The organism is Xanthobacter aminoxidans (assembly GCF_043193615.1).
Classification (GTDB): Bacteria; Pseudomonadota; Alphaproteobacteria; order Rhizobiales; family Xanthobacteraceae; genus Xanthobacter; species Xanthobacter aminoxidans.
On record NZ_JBAFUS010000001.1, the window covers coordinates 1,390,810 to 1,410,136 of the forward strand.

The 19,327-nt window shown below is 67.4% G+C and carries 17 protein-coding genes; 12 read left to right on the forward strand and 5 right to left on the reverse strand.

Features of this window, described 5'->3' with window-relative positions; translation table 11 throughout:
* Positions 1-4 precede the first annotated feature (4 nt).
* The 4 genes from sdhD (at position 5) to V5F74_RS06250 (ending at position 3,715) form a co-directional block, all read left to right on the forward strand.
* Positions 5-421, forward strand: a complete 417-nt coding sequence (gene sdhD / locus V5F74_RS06235) for a succinate dehydrogenase, hydrophobic membrane anchor protein (protein WP_029555306.1) — start codon at positions 5-7, stop codon at positions 419-421.
* A 3-nt stretch (positions 422-424) separates the two neighbouring features.
* Complete coding sequence (gene sdhA / locus V5F74_RS06240; RefSeq protein WP_029555307.1) at positions 425-2,260, forward strand: succinate dehydrogenase flavoprotein subunit; 1,836 nt, start codon at positions 425-427, stop codon at positions 2,258-2,260.
* A 100-nt stretch (positions 2,261-2,360) separates the two neighbouring features.
* Positions 2,361-3,146 carry a succinate dehydrogenase iron-sulfur subunit gene (locus tag V5F74_RS06245; protein ID WP_029555308.1) on the forward strand — a complete coding sequence of 262 codons (786 nt, stop codon included), beginning with the start codon at positions 2,361-2,363 and terminating at the stop codon, positions 3,144-3,146.
* Positions 3,147-3,460: 314 nt separating this feature from the next.
* Positions 3,461-3,715, forward strand: coding sequence for a hypothetical protein (locus tag V5F74_RS06250; protein ID WP_029555309.1), 255 nt, complete (start codon positions 3,461-3,463; stop codon positions 3,713-3,715).
* 24 nt (positions 3,716-3,739) lie between these two features.
* Here the strand turns inward: V5F74_RS06250 and V5F74_RS06255 are convergent, their stop codons facing one another.
* Positions 3,740-4,114, reverse strand: a complete 375-nt coding sequence (locus tag V5F74_RS06255) for a hypothetical protein (protein ID WP_156026228.1) — start codon at positions 4,112-4,114, stop codon at positions 3,740-3,742.
* Positions 4,115-4,474: 360 nt separating this feature from the next.
* Here V5F74_RS06255 and V5F74_RS06260 point away from each other — a divergent pair, with 360 nt between their 5' ends.
* The 7 genes from V5F74_RS06260 to V5F74_RS06290 all read left to right on the forward strand — a co-directional run bounded on the left by V5F74_RS06260 (position 4,475) and on the right by V5F74_RS06290 (position 13,689).
* Positions 4,475-5,773: a lipopolysaccharide biosynthesis protein gene (locus V5F74_RS06260; protein WP_394006870.1), complete on the forward strand. Its 1,299-nt coding sequence runs from the start codon at positions 4,475-4,477 to the stop codon at positions 5,771-5,773.
* Between the two features lie 172 nt (positions 5,774-5,945).
* Complete coding sequence (locus V5F74_RS06265; RefSeq protein WP_029555312.1) at positions 5,946-8,066, forward strand: GumC family protein; 2,121 nt, start codon at positions 5,946-5,948, stop codon at positions 8,064-8,066.
* A gap of 315 nt (positions 8,067-8,381) precedes the next feature.
* Positions 8,382-9,197 carry a polysaccharide biosynthesis/export family protein gene (locus V5F74_RS06270; RefSeq protein WP_245279259.1) on the forward strand — a complete coding sequence of 272 codons (816 nt, stop codon included), beginning with the start codon at positions 8,382-8,384 and terminating at the stop codon, positions 9,195-9,197.
* 74 nt (positions 9,198-9,271) lie between these two features.
* Positions 9,272-10,081 carry a WecB/TagA/CpsF family glycosyltransferase gene (locus V5F74_RS06275; protein ID WP_029555314.1) on the forward strand — a complete coding sequence of 270 codons (810 nt, stop codon included), beginning with the start codon at positions 9,272-9,274 and terminating at the stop codon, positions 10,079-10,081.
* Positions 10,081-11,565, forward strand: coding sequence for a hypothetical protein (locus V5F74_RS06280; protein WP_394006873.1), 1,485 nt, complete (start codon positions 10,081-10,083; stop codon positions 11,563-11,565). The genes V5F74_RS06275 and V5F74_RS06280 overlap by 1 nt, the downstream gene beginning before the upstream one ends.
* A gap of 17 nt (positions 11,566-11,582) precedes the next feature.
* Positions 11,583-12,635 carry an acyltransferase family protein gene (locus tag V5F74_RS06285; RefSeq protein ID WP_394006875.1) on the forward strand — a complete coding sequence of 351 codons (1,053 nt, stop codon included), beginning with the start codon at positions 11,583-11,585 and terminating at the stop codon, positions 12,633-12,635.
* Between the two features lie 184 nt (positions 12,636-12,819).
* Positions 12,820-13,689, forward strand: coding sequence for an FkbM family methyltransferase (locus V5F74_RS06290; RefSeq protein WP_038193841.1), 870 nt, complete (start codon positions 12,820-12,822; stop codon positions 13,687-13,689).
* 54 nt (positions 13,690-13,743) lie between these two features.
* Here V5F74_RS06290 and V5F74_RS06295 read toward each other — a convergent pair whose 3' ends face one another.
* Positions 13,744-14,517, reverse strand: coding sequence for an FkbM family methyltransferase (locus V5F74_RS06295; protein ID WP_051678753.1), 774 nt, complete (start codon positions 14,515-14,517; stop codon positions 13,744-13,746).
* Positions 14,518-14,780: 263 nt separating this feature from the next.
* On the opposite strand from V5F74_RS06295, the gene V5F74_RS06300 reads away from it, so the two are divergent.
* Positions 14,781-15,308 carry an HAD family hydrolase gene (locus V5F74_RS06300; protein ID WP_029555319.1) on the forward strand — a complete coding sequence of 176 codons (528 nt, stop codon included), beginning with the start codon at positions 14,781-14,783 and terminating at the stop codon, positions 15,306-15,308.
* Here the strand turns inward: V5F74_RS06300 and V5F74_RS06305 are convergent, their stop codons facing one another.
* The 3 genes from V5F74_RS06305 to V5F74_RS06315 form a co-directional block, all read right to left on the reverse strand.
* Complete coding sequence (locus V5F74_RS06305; RefSeq protein ID WP_029555320.1) at positions 15,309-16,271, reverse strand: glycoside hydrolase family 18 protein; 963 nt, start codon at positions 16,269-16,271, stop codon at positions 15,309-15,311.
* 17 nt (positions 16,272-16,288) lie between these two features.
* Positions 16,289-17,704, reverse strand: coding sequence for an exopolysaccharide biosynthesis polyprenyl glycosylphosphotransferase (locus V5F74_RS06310; protein WP_038192497.1), 1,416 nt, complete (start codon positions 17,702-17,704; stop codon positions 16,289-16,291).
* A gap of 214 nt (positions 17,705-17,918) precedes the next feature.
* The gene (locus tag V5F74_RS06315) at positions 17,919-19,325 is read right to left on the reverse strand and encodes an NAD(P)(+) transhydrogenase (Re/Si-specific) subunit beta (protein ID WP_029555322.1); all 1,407 of its coding nucleotides are present in this window, start codon (positions 19,323-19,325) and stop codon (positions 17,919-17,921) included.
* Positions 19,326-19,327 lie beyond the last annotated feature (2 nt).

The window sequence follows — 19,327 nt, forward strand, 5'->3', positions numbered from 1 at the left end:
CGCCATGAGCACCCCCCATTCCGGCCCCGCGCCCGCACGCACCACCATGCGCACGCCCCTCGGCCGCGTCCGCGGCCTCGGCGCTGCGAAGTCGGGCACCGAGCACTTCTTCACGCAGCGCGTCACCGGCGCCGCGAACCTCCTGCTCTCCATCGCCTTCATCATCATCGTGATCTCGGTGGCCGGCCAGAGCTACGCCGCGGCCCGCGCGACGCTCGGTCATCCGCTGGTGGCGGTGATCATCCTTCTGACGCTGCTTTCCGTTACGACGCACATGCGCATCGGCATGCAGGTGGTCATCGAGGACTACGTGCATACGGAAGGCCTCAAGGTGCTGCTCATCGTGGCCAACACCTTCTTCAGCATTGCCGTTGCCCTCGCCGGCGCCTTCGCCGTGCTCAAGATCAGCCTGGGAGGCTGACACATGGCCGATACCGCAACGAACGGGGCCGCCGCGCCCGGCATCAACGGCGCCGCCTACCCCATTGAGGATCACACCTACGACGTGCTCGTGGTCGGCGCCGGCGGCGCGGGCCTGCGCGCCGTGGTGGGCTGCTCCGAGGCGGGCCTGCGCACCGCCTGCATCACCAAGGTGTTCCCCACCCGCTCCCACACCGTCGCCGCCCAGGGCGGCGTCGCCGCCTCGCTCGGCAACATGGGCGACGACAAGTGGGAATGGCACATGTACGACACCGTCAAGGGGTCGGACTGGCTGGGCGACCAGGACGCCATCGAATACCTCGTGCGCAACGCGCCGGCGGCCGTCTACGAGCTGGAGCACTGGGGCGTGCCCTTCTCTCGCACCGAGGACGGCAAGATCTACCAGCGCCCCTTCGGCGGCATGACCACCCATTTCGGCAAGGGCACCGCCCAGCGCACCTGCGCCGCGGCGGACCGCACCGGCCATGCCATGCTGCACACGCTCTACGGCGCGGCGCTGAAGCACCAGGCCGAGTTCTTCGTCGAATATTTCGCCATCGACCTCATCATGGATGAGGAAGGCCGCTGCCGCGGCGTGGTGGCCATCAAGCTCGACGACGGCAGCATCCACCGCTTCCGCGCGCACCTCACCGTGCTCGCCACCGGCGGCTATGGCCGCGCCTACTTCTCCGCCACCTCGGCCCATACCTGCACCGGCGACGGCGGCGGCATGGTGCTGCGCGCCGGCCTGCCCCTGCAGGACATGGAATTCGTGCAGTTCCACCCGACCGGCATCTACGGCTCGGGCTGCCTGATCACCGAAGGCGCCCGCGGCGAGGGTGGCTACCTGACCAATTCCGAGGGCGAGCGCTTCATGGAGCGCTATGCCCCCTCGGCCAAGGACCTTGCCTCGCGTGACGTGGTCTCGCGTTCCATCACCATGGAAATCCGCGAGGGCCGCGGCGTCGGCAAGAACAAGGACCACGCCTTCCTCCACCTCGACCATCTCGATCCCGCGATCCTCCACGAGCGCCTGCCCGGCATTTCGGAGAGCGCGAAGATCTTCGCCGGCGTGGACCTGACGCGTGAGCCGATCCCGATCCTGCCGACCGTGCACTACAACATGGGCGGCATCCCCACGAACTATTACGGCGAGGTGCTGGACAAGCGCCAGGGTGACCCGGACAAGGTGGTGCCGGGCCTGATGGCCATCGGCGAGGCCGCCTGCGTCTCGGTGCACGGCGCCAACCGCCTCGGCTCCAACTCGCTGATCGACCTCGTGGTGTTCGGCCGCGCCGCCGGCCTGCGCGCCGCCGAGCTGGTGAAGCCCGGCGAGAAGCACCGGCCCCTGCCGGAAAACAGCGCCGAGCTGGCACTGGGCCGCCTTGACAAGTACCGCTACGCCTCCGGCGGCACCCCCACCGCCGAGCTGCGCCTCTCCATGCAGAAGGTGATGCAGAACAACTGCGCCGTCTTCCGCACGGGCGAGGTGCTCGAAGAGGGCAAGAAGCTCATCCACGACGTGTTCAAGGACTCCAGCGATATCGGCGTCACCGATCGCTCGCTGGTGTGGAACTCCGACCTCATCGAGACGCTGGAATACGAGAACCTCCTCTCGCAGGCCATCGTCACCATGGAGAGCGCGGCGAACCGTCAAGAAAGCCGTGGCGCCCACGCCCGCGAGGACTTCCCGGACCGCGACGACGTGAACTGGATGAAGCACACGCTGGCCTATTTCGACCCGGCCTCCGGTGCCGTCCGGCTCGACGACCGCCCCGTGCACACCTACACGCTGTCCAACGACATCCAGTACATCGAGCCGAAGAAGCGCGTGTACTGACGCCCCACTCGACCGCGCGCGCCGGGGGAAACGCCCGCCGCGCGCGGCCATGGCAAGAATTCCTGCGGGCGGTCACCGCTCCAGCGCTTCAGGACGTCCCATGGTTGAGCTCACTCTTCCGAAGAACTCGCAGGTCACGACCGGCAAGACCTGGCCGAAGCCCGCCGGCGCCAAGAAGCTGACCGAGTTCCGCATCTATCGCTGGAATCCGGACGACGGGAAAAATCCGCGCATCGACACTTATTACGTCGATCGCGAGGATTGCGGCCCGATGGTGCTGGACGGCCTGATCTACATCAAGAACAAGATCGACCCGACCCTCACCTTCCGCCGCTCCTGCCGCGAAGGCGTGTGTGGCTCGTGCGCCATGAACATCGGCGGCACCAACACCCTCGCCTGCACCAAGGGCATGGACGAGGTGCTGGTGAAGGGCGTGGTCAACATCTATCCCCTGCCGCACATGCCGGTGGTGAAGGATCTGGTGCCCGACCTCACCAATTTCTACGCCCAGCACGCCTCCATCGAGCCCTGGCTCCAGACGGACACCGCCGCCCCCGAGAAGGAGTGGCGCCAGTCCAAGGACGACCGCGAGAAGCTGGATGGCCTTTACGAGTGCATCCTGTGCGCGTGCTGCTCCACCTCCTGCCCGAGCTACTGGTGGAACGGCGACCGCTATCTCGGCCCCGCCGCCCTCCTCCAGGCCACCCGCTGGCTGAAGGACAGCCGCGACGAGCGCACCGGCGAGCGGCTCGACTATCTGGAAGACCCCTTCCGGCTCTATCGCTGCCACACCATCATGAACTGCGCCCAGGCGTGCCCGAAGAGCCTCAACCCGGCCAAGGCCATCGCCGAGATCAAGAAGATGATGGTCGAGCGCCAGATCTGACGCTGACCGCGTCTCCGGCCATTTCCGGGACCGCCCGCCTGATCGGCGCGGCGGTCCTTTCATTTTGGGGCTTTCGCAGCGAAGGCTTGAGGCGCGGGTTGCGGCCTGACGCCAGCCCGCCGCCACACCCCGTCTGACCGGGCGGATCCCGCCCCCGCCCCGACCTCCCCCGCAGGAACCGCTCCGTTCATCGCCTCGTTATGCGAGCGCGCGCGGCACCTTCATGCCCTTCTCAAAATGGTAAATTATATGTTAACGTTAAGATTATCTGTGACATTTTGGCACTGGACAGCGTCAAACTCGGAGGCCTCGCCATGTGGATCATTCGCGCCGTTTTCCCGGCCTTTCTCGCCTTCGCGCTGCTGTTCGCGGTGGTGACCCACCCGTCGGAGATGTTCGTCGCGCTGGGCAGCCTCGTTCTGACGCTGAGCACGGCGAGCAGCATCATCTTCTTCGCCTTCGTCGCGATGGCGGTCGTCTTCGGCTTCGAGCGCACGTCCGGCCGTCACATGGCGCCGGCCTCCCCGGTCCACGTGCACCGGTCGCTCCGCAGCGAGATCAACCTCTGAGACTGCGCCGCGCCTGAGGCAGCGTCACTTGCGGCATGAGACCGACGGCCACGGGCTCTTGTGGAAGAACGGTTTCAGTTCGATCAGCGTGATGCCCTGCCACAGGGCGCTCGTCGGCTGCGGGCATAGCTGGAGCATGGCGGAGGTGGGATTGCCCCGCCAGTTCTCGGGAATGTTGACCACAACGGTAAAGGCGCCGGCGTCGTAAACCGGGTCGCGCGCCCACCATCCGGCCGGAAGGCGCTGGCGCAGGTAGATGCGCAGCGAGAGGAACGGATCGAAGGGATAGGGGTCCACATCCGGATCGATGCGCGGCCGCGCCGGCATGTCGCCGAAGCTCTGCATGGGGGCCTGCGCGCGCCCCGGACCTGCCATAAGCCCGAGGATGAGTACCCCCACGAAGAGGCTCGTGAAGCTGCGCCCCGCCGGGGAGTGCCCGCTTCGCCTGCCTCCGGTTCGTCCCGCCATAGGCCGCCTCCCGTTTCCCGCGCCGCCCGCTCCCGCCCCAAAAAGCGGCAACCCCTGTGCTACCGCTTCCCTTGGCCGCGCGTGCGCACTAATGCTCCCTCATAGGGCCGGATGCTGCTTTGCGGAACCGGTCCGGCACCGGCGGGGGCCATGACCTCGCCGAGGCAGGATAGCGGCGACGGGGGCTCGGGTGGCGAGAACGGACGAGAAAGGCGCAGGCAGGTTGCGGGCACCTGCCGCGCGGGGATCGATCCTCGGCCTACCGGCGGCCCGGACCGGATCGTTCCGCCCGTGAGCGCCGCCCAGCTCCGCTCCGCCATGGGGCTCATCAACACCTACGGCATCTATCTCGCGGCCATGATGGCGCGCGGGCTCGAACTGGTCGGCAAGCTCGGCCTCTACGTGCTCGGCGCGCGCATCCTGGGCGTGCATGATTCCGGCTATTTCTTCCTCTGCCTCACCTGGGTCGGCGTTTTCGCCACTGTCTCGCGCGGCGGCTTCGAGCGGGCCGTGGTGCGCCACGTGGCCGCAGAACTCGCCATCGGCAAGGGGCGCGCCGCGCGGCACGCCTTGCTGACCGGCGGAGTGGCCGTGCTCGTCATCGGGCTGGTCGTCTCCCTGATCACCGGCGCATTGTCGGAGCCGATCGCCACTCGCCTTTTCCGTGATCCCGAGGCGGCCCGCCCCCTGTTCCTCGCCGCCTTCATCATCCTGCCCCAGGCCATGTGCTATTTCGTCGGCAATGCCCTCATGGGCCTGCACAAGAGCGCCTGGGGGCAGCTCGTGCAGAACGGGCTCTGGCCCTGCTTCACCCTTGCGGCGCTGCTCGCCGGGGTGCAGTCCCTCGACGGTGTCCTGATCGCGCTGGCGGTGGCCAACGTCGCGGCCGCGCTCATCGGCCTGGTGCTGGTGTGGCGGGATCGCCACCGCTTCGTGGACACCCCCTCGGATATGGACGGCACGGCGGAGCAGTTGCCCGCGCTGTGGCGCACGGCCATGCCCCTGGCGGTGGTGGAGACGGTGCAGATCCTTCTGCCCTCCCTGCCGGTGCTTCTGCTTGCCACCTTCGGCCAGCCGGCCCAGGTCGGCGCCTTCAGCGTGGCGAGCCGCATCTCCATGCTGACCTGGGTGGTGAGCGCCTCCATCGGCAGCGTGGCGGCGCCCTCCTTCGCCGCCCGCCACCGGCAGGGCCAATGGGACGCCCTGCGCCAGCTGAACCGCAAGGTCCGCCTCGCCATCGCGGTGTTCAGCGCGCCGCTGCTGGTCGGCATGTTCTTCTTTCCGGCGATGATCCTGCACCTCGTGGGCCCGGGCTTCGAGATTGCCGCCACCGCTCTGGTCATCCTTGCGGTGGGCCAGTTGGTCTATGCCCTGCTGCCCTGCCAGGAGATCGTGCTGGCCATGGCGGGTCACGGCGGACTGCTGCGCTGGCTCACGGTGGCGCAGACGGTGGTCTGCCTGATCCTGTGTGTGCTGCTCATCCCGTCCTTCGGCATGATCGGCGCGGCCATCGCCACGGCCGTGTTCGCCTCCCAGCTCGCCATCGGCTCCGCGCTGGCAGTCCTGCGCACCATGCCGCGTGCATTCTGAGACGAGGATCCGCGCGCCCGGTGCATCGCTTTTCGCAACAGGTGGTTAACGCTAAAGTAATGGCGCTCCGGCAGTCTCACGGCGAGATTTCGACCGTGCTGCCGCGCCTCAACCGAGGTGCGAAGTGATGACCAGAGAGCTGGCCGGCGCCGCGGAGCATTCAGGGGGAAGCATGTTGATGCCGCACGCGGCGCAGCCGGACGCCACGGATTCATCCCCCGCCGTCGCATCCGGATCCCTTGGTTTCACGGTCCGCGACTTCCTGATCGCCACCTTCTACCACATCCGTATCGTGCTGCTCGCGGCCGCGCTTCCGTTCGCCATCGCGATCGGCGCGGCGGTGACGAGCCGCACCGAATACACCGCCTCAAGCCTGCTCATGGTCATCGTGAGCCGCGAGGTCTCCAACGCCCAGAACGTGACCGATTCGGGTCCCTCGGTGCTGAGTATCGAGGGCCTCAAGCAGGTCGAATCCGAAGTGCAGATCATCGAGAGCGCGGACGTGGTCCGCGCCACGGTGGAGCAGGTGGGCATGGATCGCCTGTTCCCGCCCGGCCGCTTCTCCGCCATCACCCGCATGTTCAGCTCTGACAAGGACGCCGTGGACAAGGCGGTGGAGCGGTTCCAGGCGAGCCTGCGGGCCTCCGTTCTGGCGGATTCCAACGTCATCCGCGTCAGCTTCACCAATCCCGACCGTGACGTGGCGGTGGAGGCCGCCGACGCCCTGGTGAAGAACTATCTGTCGGTCCGGCGCCGGCTGTTCGAGAATCCCACCGCCAAGATCCTCAAGCTGGAGGTGGAGCGCTTCCGCCAGGACCTCAGCTCCGTGGACGCCCAGATCGAGAAGCTCAAGGCCAAGGTCGGCATCATCGAGTTCAGTCAGGATGCGATCCTCGCGTCCAACCAGGTGGACGGCATCCTCCAGCGCCGCCGCCAGGTCGCCGAGCGTGAAGTCGCCGTCACCGCGCAGCTCACCGAGGCGGAGAAGCAGCTCGCCGCCTTGCCGGACTCGGTGTTCGACTTCTCCGAGAAGACCGATGCGCTGCCCGGCGACGAGGACAACAACACCCTCACCAAGCTCCTGCTCGAGCGCGACCGGGTGTCCTCCCAATATGCCCCCGGCAGCCAGCTCCTGCGTGATCTCGACCGGCAGATCGTGACCATCCGCGCGCGTATCAAGAGCCGCTCGGAGCGGCGCTACAACACCGATCGCGCGATACGCAATCCGCAGGTCAACTACATCCAGAACATGATCCTGAGCCTGCGGGTGGAACAGGACTCGCTCGCCCGTCAGAAGGGCGAGCTGGTGCAGCAGCAGCGGGTGGCCGAGGAGCGCCTCGCCGCCCTGCGCGCCGCCGAGACTCCCCTCATCGAGCTGAACCGCCGGCGCGATTCTCTGAGCGAGGGCTTCCGCGAATATCAGCGCCGTGCGGTGGCCGCGTCCATCGAGGAGGCCGCGGCCCAGTCGCGCCAGTCGTCGGTGCGGGTGGTGCAGGATGCCGGCTCGGCCGTCACCAAGCGGTCGCTGGCGCTGCCACTGGTTGCGGCCGGCCTGTTCGCCGGCCTCTTGTTCGGCGGAGCTGCGGGCGCCATCGCCTCCACCCTGCGCACCTCGTTCATCATGCCGGGCGAGGCCGAGCGCGCGCTCGGGATGCCGGCCATCGCGGTGCTGGACGACACCGGGGAGCAGCCGGACTCCCTTGCCACCGAGCGTGCCATCAGCAGTTGCGCCACCCTTCTCCTCGACACCCGAATCGACGACCAGCCGCTGCGCGCCATCCATTTCCTCTCGCCCGAGGACGATGATGCCCTGCCGTGGTTCGCGCGCTCCCTCGCCGAGGAATTCGCGCGCCAGCGCCAGAAGCGCACCCTCTTCGTGGATCTGTGCTCGGCGACGCCCTATCCGCTGGTCGGGGGGGACAGCGCGGTGCGCGGGGGCGTCGCGGTGGTGGCGACACCGGTGCCTCTCCTGTGGGTGGCGGCGGAGGCCGACCGCTCGCCGCTCCTCGACCTGCGCCTGCCCATCGCCGAGGCCGAGATGATGATGGCAGAGCTGAAGCAGGCGTTCGACTGCATCGTCGTTTGCTCGAACCTGCCGCGCGCCTCCCTCGTCACCCAGCGCTTCTCCCAGCTGGTGGACGGCAACGTGATGGCCGTGCAGGCCGAGCGCACCCGCAAGCCGGCCGCGCTCCACCTGCGTGATTCGGTGATCGAGAGCGGCGGTCTCTTGTTCGGCTTCATCTTCCTCGGGCGCCGCTATTATCTTCCCAACTGGCTGTATAGACGCGCCTAAACTGCATCCTGAAGCTGCAAGACCTAATGGCAAAGGGGCGCGTCAGCGCCCCTTATGCGTTTGGGCAGCCACGGGTTTTCTGCATCGCAGCAATCGCCGCCCCGCCAATAAGCGAACGTTAACCATGGCCCTTTAGGGTGCCTTTACCACGTTCGACGGTTCTCGCTGCTGGCTCTTCTGTTGACGGTTTGCCGATGGCGGCCGACACACGGTTTGTTTGCGCGTTAACCATTCGCTTATGATTCGTTCCGGGGGTTGTCGATGGTCTTGCCACAGTGCGACGGGAGACACACCGCGCGCGGAACGGCACCGGAGATGATCGGCGCCGCGTCCCGCCGCCGTGCCGCCGCCCTCTCCCGCATCGGGCTCGCCCTCGTCAGCCTCTGCATTCTCAACGGTTGCGCCGCCATCGCGACATCGCAGAACACGGGCACTGAGCCCTTCACCACGGGGCACGAACTGCGCTTCACCGAAGTGAATTCCGACCGCTTCAAGCCGTGGACGGACCAGGTGCCGAGCTATCGGCTTGGGCCGGGCGACAAGATCAAGGTCAAGTATTTCATCACCCGCGAAATGGACGAGGATCTCACCGTCGGTCCCGACGGCTCCATCGCGCCGCGGGCCATCGGCCAAATCCGGGTGGAAGGCAGCAACCTCTCCAGCGTGCAGGACTACATCCGCCGCGAGTCCCGCAAGGAGCTCGTCGACCAGAAGGTGGTGGTCTCGCTGGAGGAAGCGGTCTCGGCACGCGTCTATGTGGGCGGCATGGTGGCCCATCCCGGCGCCTTCAAGCTCGCGGACATGGGCACCAGCGTTCTGCAGGGCATCCTCCAGGCCGGCGGCTTCACCGAAGAGGCGCGCACCGGACAGGTCGCGCTCATCCGCCGCGGGCCCAACAACGAGCCCATGCTGCGCCTCATCAACGTGCGTGACGTGATCCAGACCGGGTTCGACGCCAACGATGTGCCGCTCGTGACCGGCGACATCATCTATGTGCCGCGCTCCTCGATCGCCGAAGTCAATCTCTGGATCGACCAGTTCATCACCAAGGTGGTGCCGTTCCAGCGTCAGTTCAGCTATACGATCGGTTCCTACACCCAGACCGGCGGCGCAAGCTCGCTCCTGCAGTAGACCTGCGCGGGCGGACCGCGGTCGCGCATCATCCGTGCCGCAAGCGGAGCGGCACCGCAAAAGGCTGGACCATCATGTTCGCGGAGAGTGAGGCCGCCGGTTCCGTCCGGACGCAGACCTTCCTGAAGGTGCCATTCGACTGCCTGGACGTGGCCGGCGCGGCGCGGGCCATCGCCGCCCGCCCGCCGGGATCGCCGTTCGCCTATGTGGTGACGTCCAACGCCTCCCATCTGGTGCGGCTCAACGAGCGTGGCGATGCGCGTTTCGCCGCCGCGCTCGAGGACGCCGGCCTGCACACCCTCGATGGCTCGGCGCCCCATTGGCTCGCCCGCAACCTCTTCGGCCTCGACATCCCGCTGTGCCCCGGCAGCGATCTCTCCACCTACCTGTTCGAGCATGTCATCACGCCCGACGACGCGGTGACGGTGATCGGCGGCAATGACGAGATGAAGCGCCGCCTGATTGCGCGCTACGGTCTGCGCACCCTCCACATGCACGTGCCGCCCATGGGCTTCATCGACGACCCGCAGGCGGTGGAGGCGACCATCCGCTTCGTGGAGGAGCACCCGGCGCGCTATGTCTTCCTCGTGGTGGGCGCGCCGCGGTCGGAATACCTCGCCCACATGATCCGCGCGCGCGGCAACGCGGTGGGCACCGGCCTATGCGTCGGCAGCGCGCTGAACTTCCTCACCGGTCTGGTGCAGCGGGCGAGCCCAGCCTTCCGCAAACTCGGCCTGGAGTGGCTTTACCGGCTGATCCAGAGCCCCAGCACCCATATCGAACGGGTGTTCGTGGATTCGCTGCCCATCTTCCGGGTGGCGGCGAAGGCGAAGGTCAATCCCGCGGCCTATGGCATGAAGCCGGCCGCGGCGGACCGCCCCTGATGGCGGGCGGGGCGGCGGACATTCCCGGCCCAGGTGGCACCGGCGCACCCGGCAAAAGCCCCGCCGCTCGCCCGCGCGTGGTGATGCCCCTGCGGCGGGACGTGGCCGCCTTTTCCCCCGGCGATGCCCGGCTCGACCATGACGCAGCGCTCCTCGCCAAATTCGTGCTCGCCGGCACCCTGCCGCTGTTTGCGCAGGTCTTCTACTATCTCAACGAGTATCCGCCGCCCTACCTTCTCTCGAAGGCCTGGCCCTTCCTCACGTTGCCGCTCGCCTTCTATGCCGTGGCCCGGCTCAAGCTGCCGGTGAGCGGGGCCTTCCTCACCGTGCTCGCCTATGCGCTCGGCTTCACGCCGATGGTGTCGATGATCCAGCTCGGCAACGGCTTCCTCGATGCGCTGACCACCACCATCAAGGCCTGGCCCTTTACCTACTATTTCAGCCTTTCCGCCCTGCTCGCCCTGCTTGCCGTCAACCCCTCCAGCATCCGCAAAATCGTGCTGGCGTTCGGCGCGGGCACCTTCATCCTCATGGTGCTGATCTATCTCGCGGCGCCGACCTCCTGGTATTCCAACAATCCGGCGGACAGCAAGCTGCTGCTCTTCGATCTCGAGCGCGGCTATCGCGTCTACATGCCCATGTTCTTCGGCATGATCCTGGTGTTCTTCCTGGCCCGCTCCTTCATCCTGCGGCGCAACGTGCTGTTCGCGCTCGGCGTTGCGGTGTCCTTCCTGCCCATGCTGTTCATCTTCAAGCAGCGCGCCGCCATCGGTGCGGCGGTGGTGGTGGTGGCCTTCGGCATGACCATGTCCCTGCCGCCGATGCTCCGCCGCCTCGTCGTCGGCGCTGCGCTGGTCGGCGCGGCCGCGGGCACCGGCCTTCTCGCCTACAAGCTCGGCCTGTTCTCGGGCTCCCTCGACGGGGCGACCAACGCGCTCGGCGCCTCGCTCTCGGTGCGGCAGAATTCGTCGGCGCTGGCGTTCGGCTTCCTCGGCGACGACCCCATGCGCTGGACCTTTGGCGTCGGCGCCACCACCCGCTTCAGCACCACCACCCTCAACGACATCTTCGGGAACGGGCAGTTCTTCATCGCCGACCTTGGCTGGATCGGCGTGATCTTCGAGTATGGGGTGATCGGCGCGGCGCTGCTCGCGGTGCTCTACGGCTGGTGCTTCGTCTATGTGTTTCGCCTGACGCGGGACCTCACCGACGCCTTCACCCTCGCCCTCGCCGACTACGTGCTTTACCTGATCGTCAGCTCGGCCGTGTATTCGGTGGTCTTCACCCCCGGTGAGCTGGGCGTCGTCATGGCGCTCATCGTGTATCTCGACCGTCAGCGACGCGCCGCGCCGGCCGCGCCGGTGACGGTCCTATCCCGCTTCAGCCGGAGCGCGGAGGCCCATCTTGTCTCGCGTGAGGGTCCGCGTGCCGGCGGGCGCGGTGCGCGTCATGTCACGCTCGGGCGCAGCCCGGGTGCACGTTGAGCGGTCGGGAGGCCGGAATGCTTGAGTCGCTGCAGGTCCTGCGCGCCATAGCCGCCCTCATGGTGGTGGTGTTCCATCTCGGCGCACCGCTTCAGCGGCTGGGTCTCGAAGCACCTTGGCCGCAATCGGGCGCGGCGGGCGTGGACATCTTCTTCGTGCTGTCGGGCTTCCTGATGCTGGTCACCACCTACAAGCGGGACGGCTATACCGGCAGCTTCTACCACAAGCGCCTCGTGCGCATTGTGCCGCTCTACTGGATCGTGACCACCGCGAGCCTCGCGCTGCTCCTCCTCGCGCCGCAGCTCGTGAAGAGCGGCAAGGCCGAAGCCTGGCACATCATCGCCTCCTACCTGTTCCTGCCGGCCCGACACCCGGTGCTGGGCACGCTCGAGCCCCTCGTGGTGCCCGGCTGGACGCTGAACTACGAGATGTTCTTCTACCTGCTGTGGGGCATCGCCCTCCTGCTCCCGCAGGAGCGACGGGTGGTCGGGGTCGGCGTGGTCATCGCGGCCCTCGCCGTCCTCGGATTCGCCGCGCCGAGCGACAATCCCTTCTTCGCCTTCTACACGTCGTCCATCATGCTGGAGTTCGTATTCGGCCTAGGCCTCGGGCTCTGGTATCTGAACGGCGCGCCGATCCCGCGCGGCTGGGGCTTTGTCCTGATCGGCTGCGGCTTCATCTCGCTCCTGTCGCAGGGGGATGTGCCGCCGGAGACGCGGATGCTGCGCTGGGGCGTGCCGGCGGCGATGGTGGTGGCGGGCGCGCTGGTTCTGGAACGGGCCCGCCCGGTGCCCCGGGTGGCCGTCCTGGCGCTTTTAGGTGACGCCTCCTATTCGCTGTATCTCGTTCACGGCATGGTGCTTTCCGCCGTGGGGCAGGTGTTCGTGCGCCTGGCGCCGTCTCTGCCGCTTTCCGGTCCCGCCCTTTACATCGCCTGCGGGGTCGCCGCCGTGGGCGCGGCCATGGTGATTTCCGTGCTGGTCCATCTGGCGGTCGAGCGGCCGCTGCTGCGGGTCATGAGCGGCCGGCGCGCAACGCCCGGCAAGGTCACGGCCGAACGGCCGGGATGAAAGGAGCACGCGGCAGCCGGCTTTTTCGCCGGAAGTCGCCTTTACCGCCTTGCCGAACCCCGGCAAGGTCTGTCTATTCCTACATTCGTGATCGATGCTGCACCGCCCAACGGGGGGCCGGGCGGCCCGGTGTCCGGCAGACGTTCCAGTCCGCGACCGGCGAAAAGCGTGAGGGGGTTTGAAGATGTTGAGACGAGTGAAGAAGCTCGTGAACGAACCGGCATTCCGCGAGGCCCCTCTGACGGTGACGGGACGCGCGATTTCCCTCGCCCTGCATGTGGCCCTCGGCCGCAGCCCGATCGCCGAGATCACCCCCGGCGCCCGGCTGAAGCTGCCGGCCGACCTGCGCTTCACCACCACCTCCATCTATCTGCTCCGCGACAATGTGGAGCCCGAGGTGCGCTATCTCGACAAGTTCCTGCGGCGCGGCGACGTGTTCGTGGACGTGGGCGCCAATATCGGCCTGTTCACCCTGAAGGCGGCGACCATCGCGAGCCGCGTGGTGGCGGCCGAGCCCGGTGCCGATGCCGGCCAGCAGTTGAAGCAGAACCTGGCGCTCAACGCCTTCACCAACGTCACCATCGTGCCCAAGGCGATTTCGGACGCAGTGGGCAAGGCGGTGCTGTTCCACAACCCGCTCGGCGACGACCCGCAGGCCTTCTCGCTCATCAATGACGGGACCAGCACCGAGAGCGAGGAAGTGGAGATCACCACCCTCGACAATCTGGTGGCGGATGCCGGCGTGGCCCGCGTCGACTGCATCAAGATCGACGTGGAAGGCGCCGAGGACCGGGTGATCGGCGGCGCGGCGAAGACGCTGGATGCCTTCCATCCGACGGTCATCTTCGAGATGAACTGCCCCACCCTCGTTGCGGACGGCGGCGATACCAAAGCGGCCTGGAATGCGCTGGCCGCGCACGGCTACCGCTTCTTCCACATGCAGGATGACGGCGTCCTGAAGCCGCTCGCGACCTGCCCCAGCGCTTTCGGCAACTATGTGGCGCTGCATCCGCAGGGCCGCGTGCTCTCTGAAGGCGGCGTGCCGGCCGCCTGAGGCGATGCCCGGCGGCTTTCGGCGAAGGTTCCGCGCCCCGGCGATGCCGGGGCGTCAGGCCGACCAGTCTTTCAGCCGCGCGATGATCTCCGGCCGCGCGGCGAAAATGAAATTGTTCACATAAACGGCGTCGCGCCGCGTGCGGGACCCGTCGGGAACCAGCGCCTCGCGGGCCTGGTGGACGGCCGGGTCGAAAGTGGCCAGCGGCCTCATGGCCCCGCCGAAGCGGAAGAAGCCCTCATAGCCGAACTGCGCCAGCATCCGCGCCACGTCGGCGACCGCGCCGGCCCTATGCCGCTCCTCGGCCTCGACCAGCAAGGTCGGCCGGCTCTCCGCCAGAACACGGGTCGCGCCCTGAAGGACGGCACTCTCATAGCCTTCGACGTCGAGCTTGATGAAGCTCACCGGCGCATCCACGCACGCATCAAGCCGGTTCAGGGCCACCCGCACGTCGTCGACCGTCCCCGGCAGGCCGCTGGCGAGATTGCCGTCGATGGTGGCGAGCGGCGACATCCCCTCCGGGATGTGCAGCACCGCCTCGCCGCTGGCGCTGCCGAGCGCGGTTTCGAACAGGCGCAGGCGACCGTCGGCCAGTTCGTCGGGAAAGCGCAGGCGCAGTATCCGCGCAAGGCGCGGGTTCGGCTCGAAGGCAAGCACGTGGGCGCCGCCCTTCAGCAGCCAGTAGGTGAACAGGCCGCGATTGGCCCCGATGTCGCACACCGTTTCCCCCGGCGACACCAGGATTTTCAGCAGCCCGACCTCGCTTGCGGGATCGCGCGCAACCCGCTCGTCGATCCACGGGCAGGCGAACGCGAAAAGCCGCGGCATGCGGCTTTCAAGAATGGACTTGAACGTCGTCAGAACTCACTCCCTTCCCGGTGCTCCCCACGGCTCCGGAAACGAGGTGGAAACCCGCCAGACATCGCTCCCACCGGAGCGCGTGCCAAGGTTGAGAATGACATGGCGCGCGTGAATTTACATTGAAGATACTTCGGATATTTTCAGATTCGCATGAACAGCCCGCAGGTTGCAGGCCGCGTGCTGCAAAACCGCACGGACACTTTCCTTGGTCGGACAGAAGGCGACACGACTTGACCAGCCAGCCCCATCGCCGTCCCGCGGTATTCTTTGATCGCGACGGCGTGCTCAACCTCGACACCGGCTATGCTCACCGGGCTGCGGATCTGGAGTGGACGCCGGGCGCGCGCGAGACGGTGCGCCGGTTCAATGATCTCGGCTACCTGGTGTTCGTGGTGACCAACCAGTCGGGTGTCGCGCGCGGCTTCTACGGCGAGGCCGACGTTGAGGCTCTGCACCGCTTCATGGCCGAGGACCTCGCCCGGGACGGCGCACGGATCGATGACTGGCGCTATTGCCCCTTCCATCCCGAAGCGACCGTGGCGGCCTATCGCGCCGTCCATCCCTGGCGCAAGCCGGCGCCGGGCATGATCCTCGACCTCATGGCCCACTGGCCGGTGGCGGCGGCCGAGAGCCTGCTGATCGGCGATCAGCCCTCCGACATGGCGGCGGCGGCGGCGGCGGGCATCGCCGGGCACCTGTTCCCGGGCGGCAACCTGCTCGATTTCGTCGTGGCCCTCGATCCGCCGCCGGCCGGATGATCAGGGCACCGGCTGGTCGCAGCCCGGACGCTCCAGCGTGACGCAGATGGCGAGAGAGAGGCTGCGATAGTCGGGATTGTCCGGGCTGGTCGGTCCGGGCGGCACGAGGCCGAGGCCATAGAGCATCGCGCCCGCCTTGGGATCCGCCATCACCTGGGTTAGCAGCCGGGCCGTCCGGTCGATGGTGAAGCGCGGCCCTCCCGCCTCGGACGGCATGACGGCGATGCCGAGGGCGAGCGGCCCCCGCCACAGGCTGCGATAGGCGCGGAACGCCTCCTCAGGGCTGTAGGTCGGCCCGGCGTCGTAGGACATGATGGAGACGAGGTCGATGCCCTGCGCCTCCGGTGCCTTGAGCATCGCCCGCATCATGCCCACGAACGGCCCGAACCGCGGCTCGGCGGAGGCGAAGCGGCCTTCGCCGTAGGCGCCCACGCTCCAGGCGGCGACGCTGACCACGAAGGGCCGCGGCAGCGCAGCCCGCAGGTCGGCGAGCACGGCGATGGAGCGGGGGTCGTCGGCGCAGGCGATGCCGCCCTCGGGCTTGCGCACGCAGCCGGCATCGGCGGTCTCGTAGTCGAGATCCACGCCGTCAGCGCCGAGGTCACGGACGAGCTGGGCCAGTGCCCGGAAATCGCGCGCGTCCCAGCCGAAATAGCCCCAGCCGCCCACGGCGAGCAGGACGCGCACCGAGGGATGGCGCGCCTTGAGTTCGGCGATGGCGCCCTTCAGCACAGCGCCTGAATAGGGGAAGGCCAGCCCGGTTCCGGCGAGGTCGAGATTGCCGGAATAGGCGAGATCGGGCTTCACGAAGCCCAGCGCCACGTGGGTGAAATAGCCGGGCAGGCGCGCGAGCAGCGTCTCGGCGGGCGCTTGCGTGGTCACCTCCGACCACGAGGCGAGATAGGCGAGGAATGGCCGGTCGCTCTCCTTCGCCCGCGCTGCCGACGCGGCGGTCAGAACCAAGGCGAGAAGCGCAGCGCTCAGAAGACCGACGGACCGGCCATGCCCTTGGTGACGGTGAGCAGCATGATTCTGATGTCGAACCATATGGACCAGTGCTCGATGTAGAAGAGGTCGAGCTCGACGCCGCGCTCGGCCTTCTCCAGGGTGTTGATGCCCCCGCGCATGCCGTTGATCTGCGCCCAGCCGGTGATGCCCGGCTTCATGCGATAGCGCGCCACATACTGGCTGATGGCCTCATAGCGGACGTTGGTGGCCACCTTCATGTTCGGCACATGGGGGCGCGGGCCGACGACGCTCATCTCGCCGCGCAGCACGTTGATAAGCTGCGGCAGCTCGTCGATGGAGGTGGAGCGCAGGAAGTTGCCGACCTTGGTGATGCGCGGGTCGTTCTTGCTGGTGCCCTTGGAGCCGTCATCGGTGGGATCGACCCGCATGGTGCGCAGCTTGTAGCACTGGAACACGCGGTTGTTCAGACCGACGCGCGGCTGGCGGAACAGGATGGGCCCCGGGGAATCCAGCTTGATGGCGATGGCCGCGCCGATGAGGATCGGTGCCGTGAGCATGAGGCCGATGGAGGCCACCACATAATCCTCCACCCCCTTCAGGAGCCCGAGCGAGCCTTTCAGCGGCTGCTGCTGCACCTGGAGGGCCGGCTCGCCGGCGATGCGGGTGAGGTTGGCGTAATTGAGCGTGAAGCGGTCCGGATCGAGCTCGACGATGACGTCGGCGGCGATCTGGTACATCTGGTTGGCGATGGCGCTGATGGCTGCCGGGTCGTTCCAGCTCTTGGCGACGACCACGATGTCCACCGGATTGTGCTTCACATATTCCAGAAGGTCCTTCATGCCGCCGAGCACGGGCAGGCCATCCGGACCGGGCGGCGGGAGGGGCGCGCCCTCCACGTGGCTGTCATCGAACAGGGCGACGAAGCTGAGGAGGCCGGTGTTGCCCTCTTCCTCCCCATAGCGCCGCACCAGATCGCGGGCGCGGCCGAGATCGCCGATGAGCACGACGTTGCGACGGAGCACCTCGTGGGTCTGCACCAGCGCCATGCCGATGCGCACGAGAACCAGGCGGCCGAAGATGAGCATGAGCGTGGTAACGACGCCCCAGCCGAGCAGCGCCCACAGGTTCGTCTGGCCGATGGGGATCAGCGCGTAATAGCAGACGGCGATGACCGCGCCCGCGGGCACCACGCCAACGCCGATATGGCCGATCTGCCGCAGCGGGCGCACATAGTGCTCGACCCGGTAGCCGCGGCCGATCTGAAGCACCTGCACATAGACGAAGATGCCGAACGCCCAGAGGATGGCGAGCTGGCTCCAGGACAGGAATTCCCAGCGCAGGTGCGCAATGATCGCCCCGAGCGCCGCCATGACGACGTCGCACGACAGGACGAGCCGATTGACCAGTCCATGGGTCCAGCGTGTCATCGTCCCCCGATCCCCGCAGCCGCCGTCCGAATCCCAGACTCCACGGTATGTGCTTCTGGTTAAGAAGTGGTGGGCAGTCAAGGAAATGGCGCAAATTGTGGCGGCATGAACCTGTTAGACGCCTTCCGATCGGGCGGCCGCCCGGCTCTGTAACGAAGAAGCCGCCGGACCTTGCGATCCGGCGGCTTCGATCTCGTTCAGAATGGACGTGTCTTCAGTGGCCGAAGGCCTTCACCACGTCCTCGGTGACCTTCTTGGCGTCGCCGAAGAGCATCATGGTGTTGTCCTTGAAGAACAGCTCGTTCTCCACGCCCGCGTAGCCTGCCGACATGCCGCGCTTGATGAAGAGAACGGTCTTGGCCTTCTCCACGTCGAGGATGGGCATGCCGTAGATCGGCGACTGCGGATCGGTCTTGGCCGCCGGGTTGGTCACGTCGTTGGCGCCGATCACGAAGGCCACGTCCGCCTGGGCGAACTCGGAGTTGATATCCTCCAGCTCGAACACCTCGTCGTAGGGCACCTGGGCCTCGGCGAGCAGCACGTTCATGTGGCCCGGCATGCGGCCCGCCACCGGGTGAATGGCGTACTTGACCTCGACGCCCTCCTCCTTGAGCAGGTCCGCCATTTCGCGGAGCGCGTGCTGGGCCTGGGCCACCGCCATGCCGTAGCCGGGCACGATGATGACCTTCTCGGCGTTCTTCATGATGTAGGCGGCGTCATCGGCCGAACCCTGCTTCACCGGGCGGGCTTCCGCCTGGCCAGCCGCGCCGGCCGCCGCGGCGTCACCGCCGAAGCCGCCGAGGATGACCGAGATGAAGGACCGGTTCATGCCCTTGCACATGATGTAGGACAGGATGGCGCCCGAGGAGCCCACCAGCGCGCCGGTGATGATGAGCGCGGTGTTGCCCAGGGTGAAGCCGATACCGGCCGCCGCCCAGCCCGAGTAGGAGTTCAGCATCGACACCACGACGGGCATGTCCGCGCCGCCGATGGGGATGATGAGCAGGCCGCCGAGGATCAGCGACAGCAGCGTGATGATCCAGAACAGCGTGATCGAGCCGGTCAGCACGAACGCGACGATGAGGATCAGCAGCAGCAGGGCCAGGCCGCCATTGATGAGGTGGCGCGCCGGCAGCATGATCGGCTTGCCGCTCATGTTGCCGTTGAGCTTGGCGAAGGCGATGATCGAGCCGGTGAAGGTGATCGCGCCGATGGCCACGCCCAGCGACATCTCCACGAGGCTCGCCCCGTGCAGGTGGCCGGGATCGCCGATGCCGAAGGCGCGCGGCGCATAGAGCGCGGCCGCGGCGACCAGCACGGCGGCGAGGCCGACGAGCGAGTGGAAGGCGGCGACCAGCTGCGGCATCGCCGTCATAGCGATGCGCTTGGCCACCACGGCACCGACGCCACCACCGATGCCGATGCCGGCGAGCACCAGCACCCAGCCGATCCCGTCGGACGGCGGGGAGAGGGCGAGCGTGGTGAGAATGGCGATGCCCATGCCCACCATGCCGAACAGGTTGCCCTGCCGCGAGGTGGTGGGATGGGAGAGGCCCCGGAGGGCCAGCACGAAGAGAATGCCTGCAACCAGATAGAGCAGGGCGGCGAGGTTCGCGGTCATGT

Coding starts and splice junctions, on each gene's coding strand:
- V5F74_RS06245 (WP_029555308.1), top strand. CDS start 2,361: ATGGTTGAGCTCACTCTTCCGAAGAACTCGCAGGTCACGACCGGCAAG.
- V5F74_RS06270 (WP_245279259.1), top strand. CDS start 8,382: ATGATCGGCGCCGCGTCCCGCCGCCGTGCCGCCGCCCTCTCCCGCATC.
- V5F74_RS06280 (WP_394006873.1), top strand. CDS start 10,081: ATGGCGGGCGGGGCGGCGGACATTCCCGGCCCAGGTGGCACCGGCGCA.
- sdhA (WP_029555307.1), top strand. CDS start 425: ATGGCCGATACCGCAACGAACGGGGCCGCCGCGCCCGGCATCAACGGC.
- sdhD (WP_029555306.1), top strand. CDS start 5: ATGAGCACCCCCCATTCCGGCCCCGCGCCCGCACGCACCACCATGCGC.
- V5F74_RS06290 (WP_038193841.1), top strand. CDS start 12,820: ATGTTGAGACGAGTGAAGAAGCTCGTGAACGAACCGGCATTCCGCGAG.
- V5F74_RS06315 (WP_029555322.1), bottom strand. CDS start 19,325: ATGACCGCGAACCTCGCCGCCCTGCTCTATCTGGTTGCAGGCATTCTC.
- V5F74_RS06265 (WP_029555312.1), top strand. CDS start 5,946: ATGTTGATGCCGCACGCGGCGCAGCCGGACGCCACGGATTCATCCCCC.
- V5F74_RS06250 (WP_029555309.1), top strand. CDS start 3,461: ATGTGGATCATTCGCGCCGTTTTCCCGGCCTTTCTCGCCTTCGCGCTG.
- V5F74_RS06310 (WP_038192497.1), bottom strand. CDS start 17,704: ATGACACGCTGGACCCATGGACTGGTCAATCGGCTCGTCCTGTCGTGC.
- V5F74_RS06295 (WP_051678753.1), bottom strand. CDS start 14,517: ATGCCGCGGCTTTTCGCGTTCGCCTGCCCGTGGATCGACGAGCGGGTT.
- V5F74_RS06275 (WP_029555314.1), top strand. CDS start 9,272: ATGTTCGCGGAGAGTGAGGCCGCCGGTTCCGTCCGGACGCAGACCTTC.
- V5F74_RS06285 (WP_394006875.1), top strand. CDS start 11,583: ATGCTTGAGTCGCTGCAGGTCCTGCGCGCCATAGCCGCCCTCATGGTG.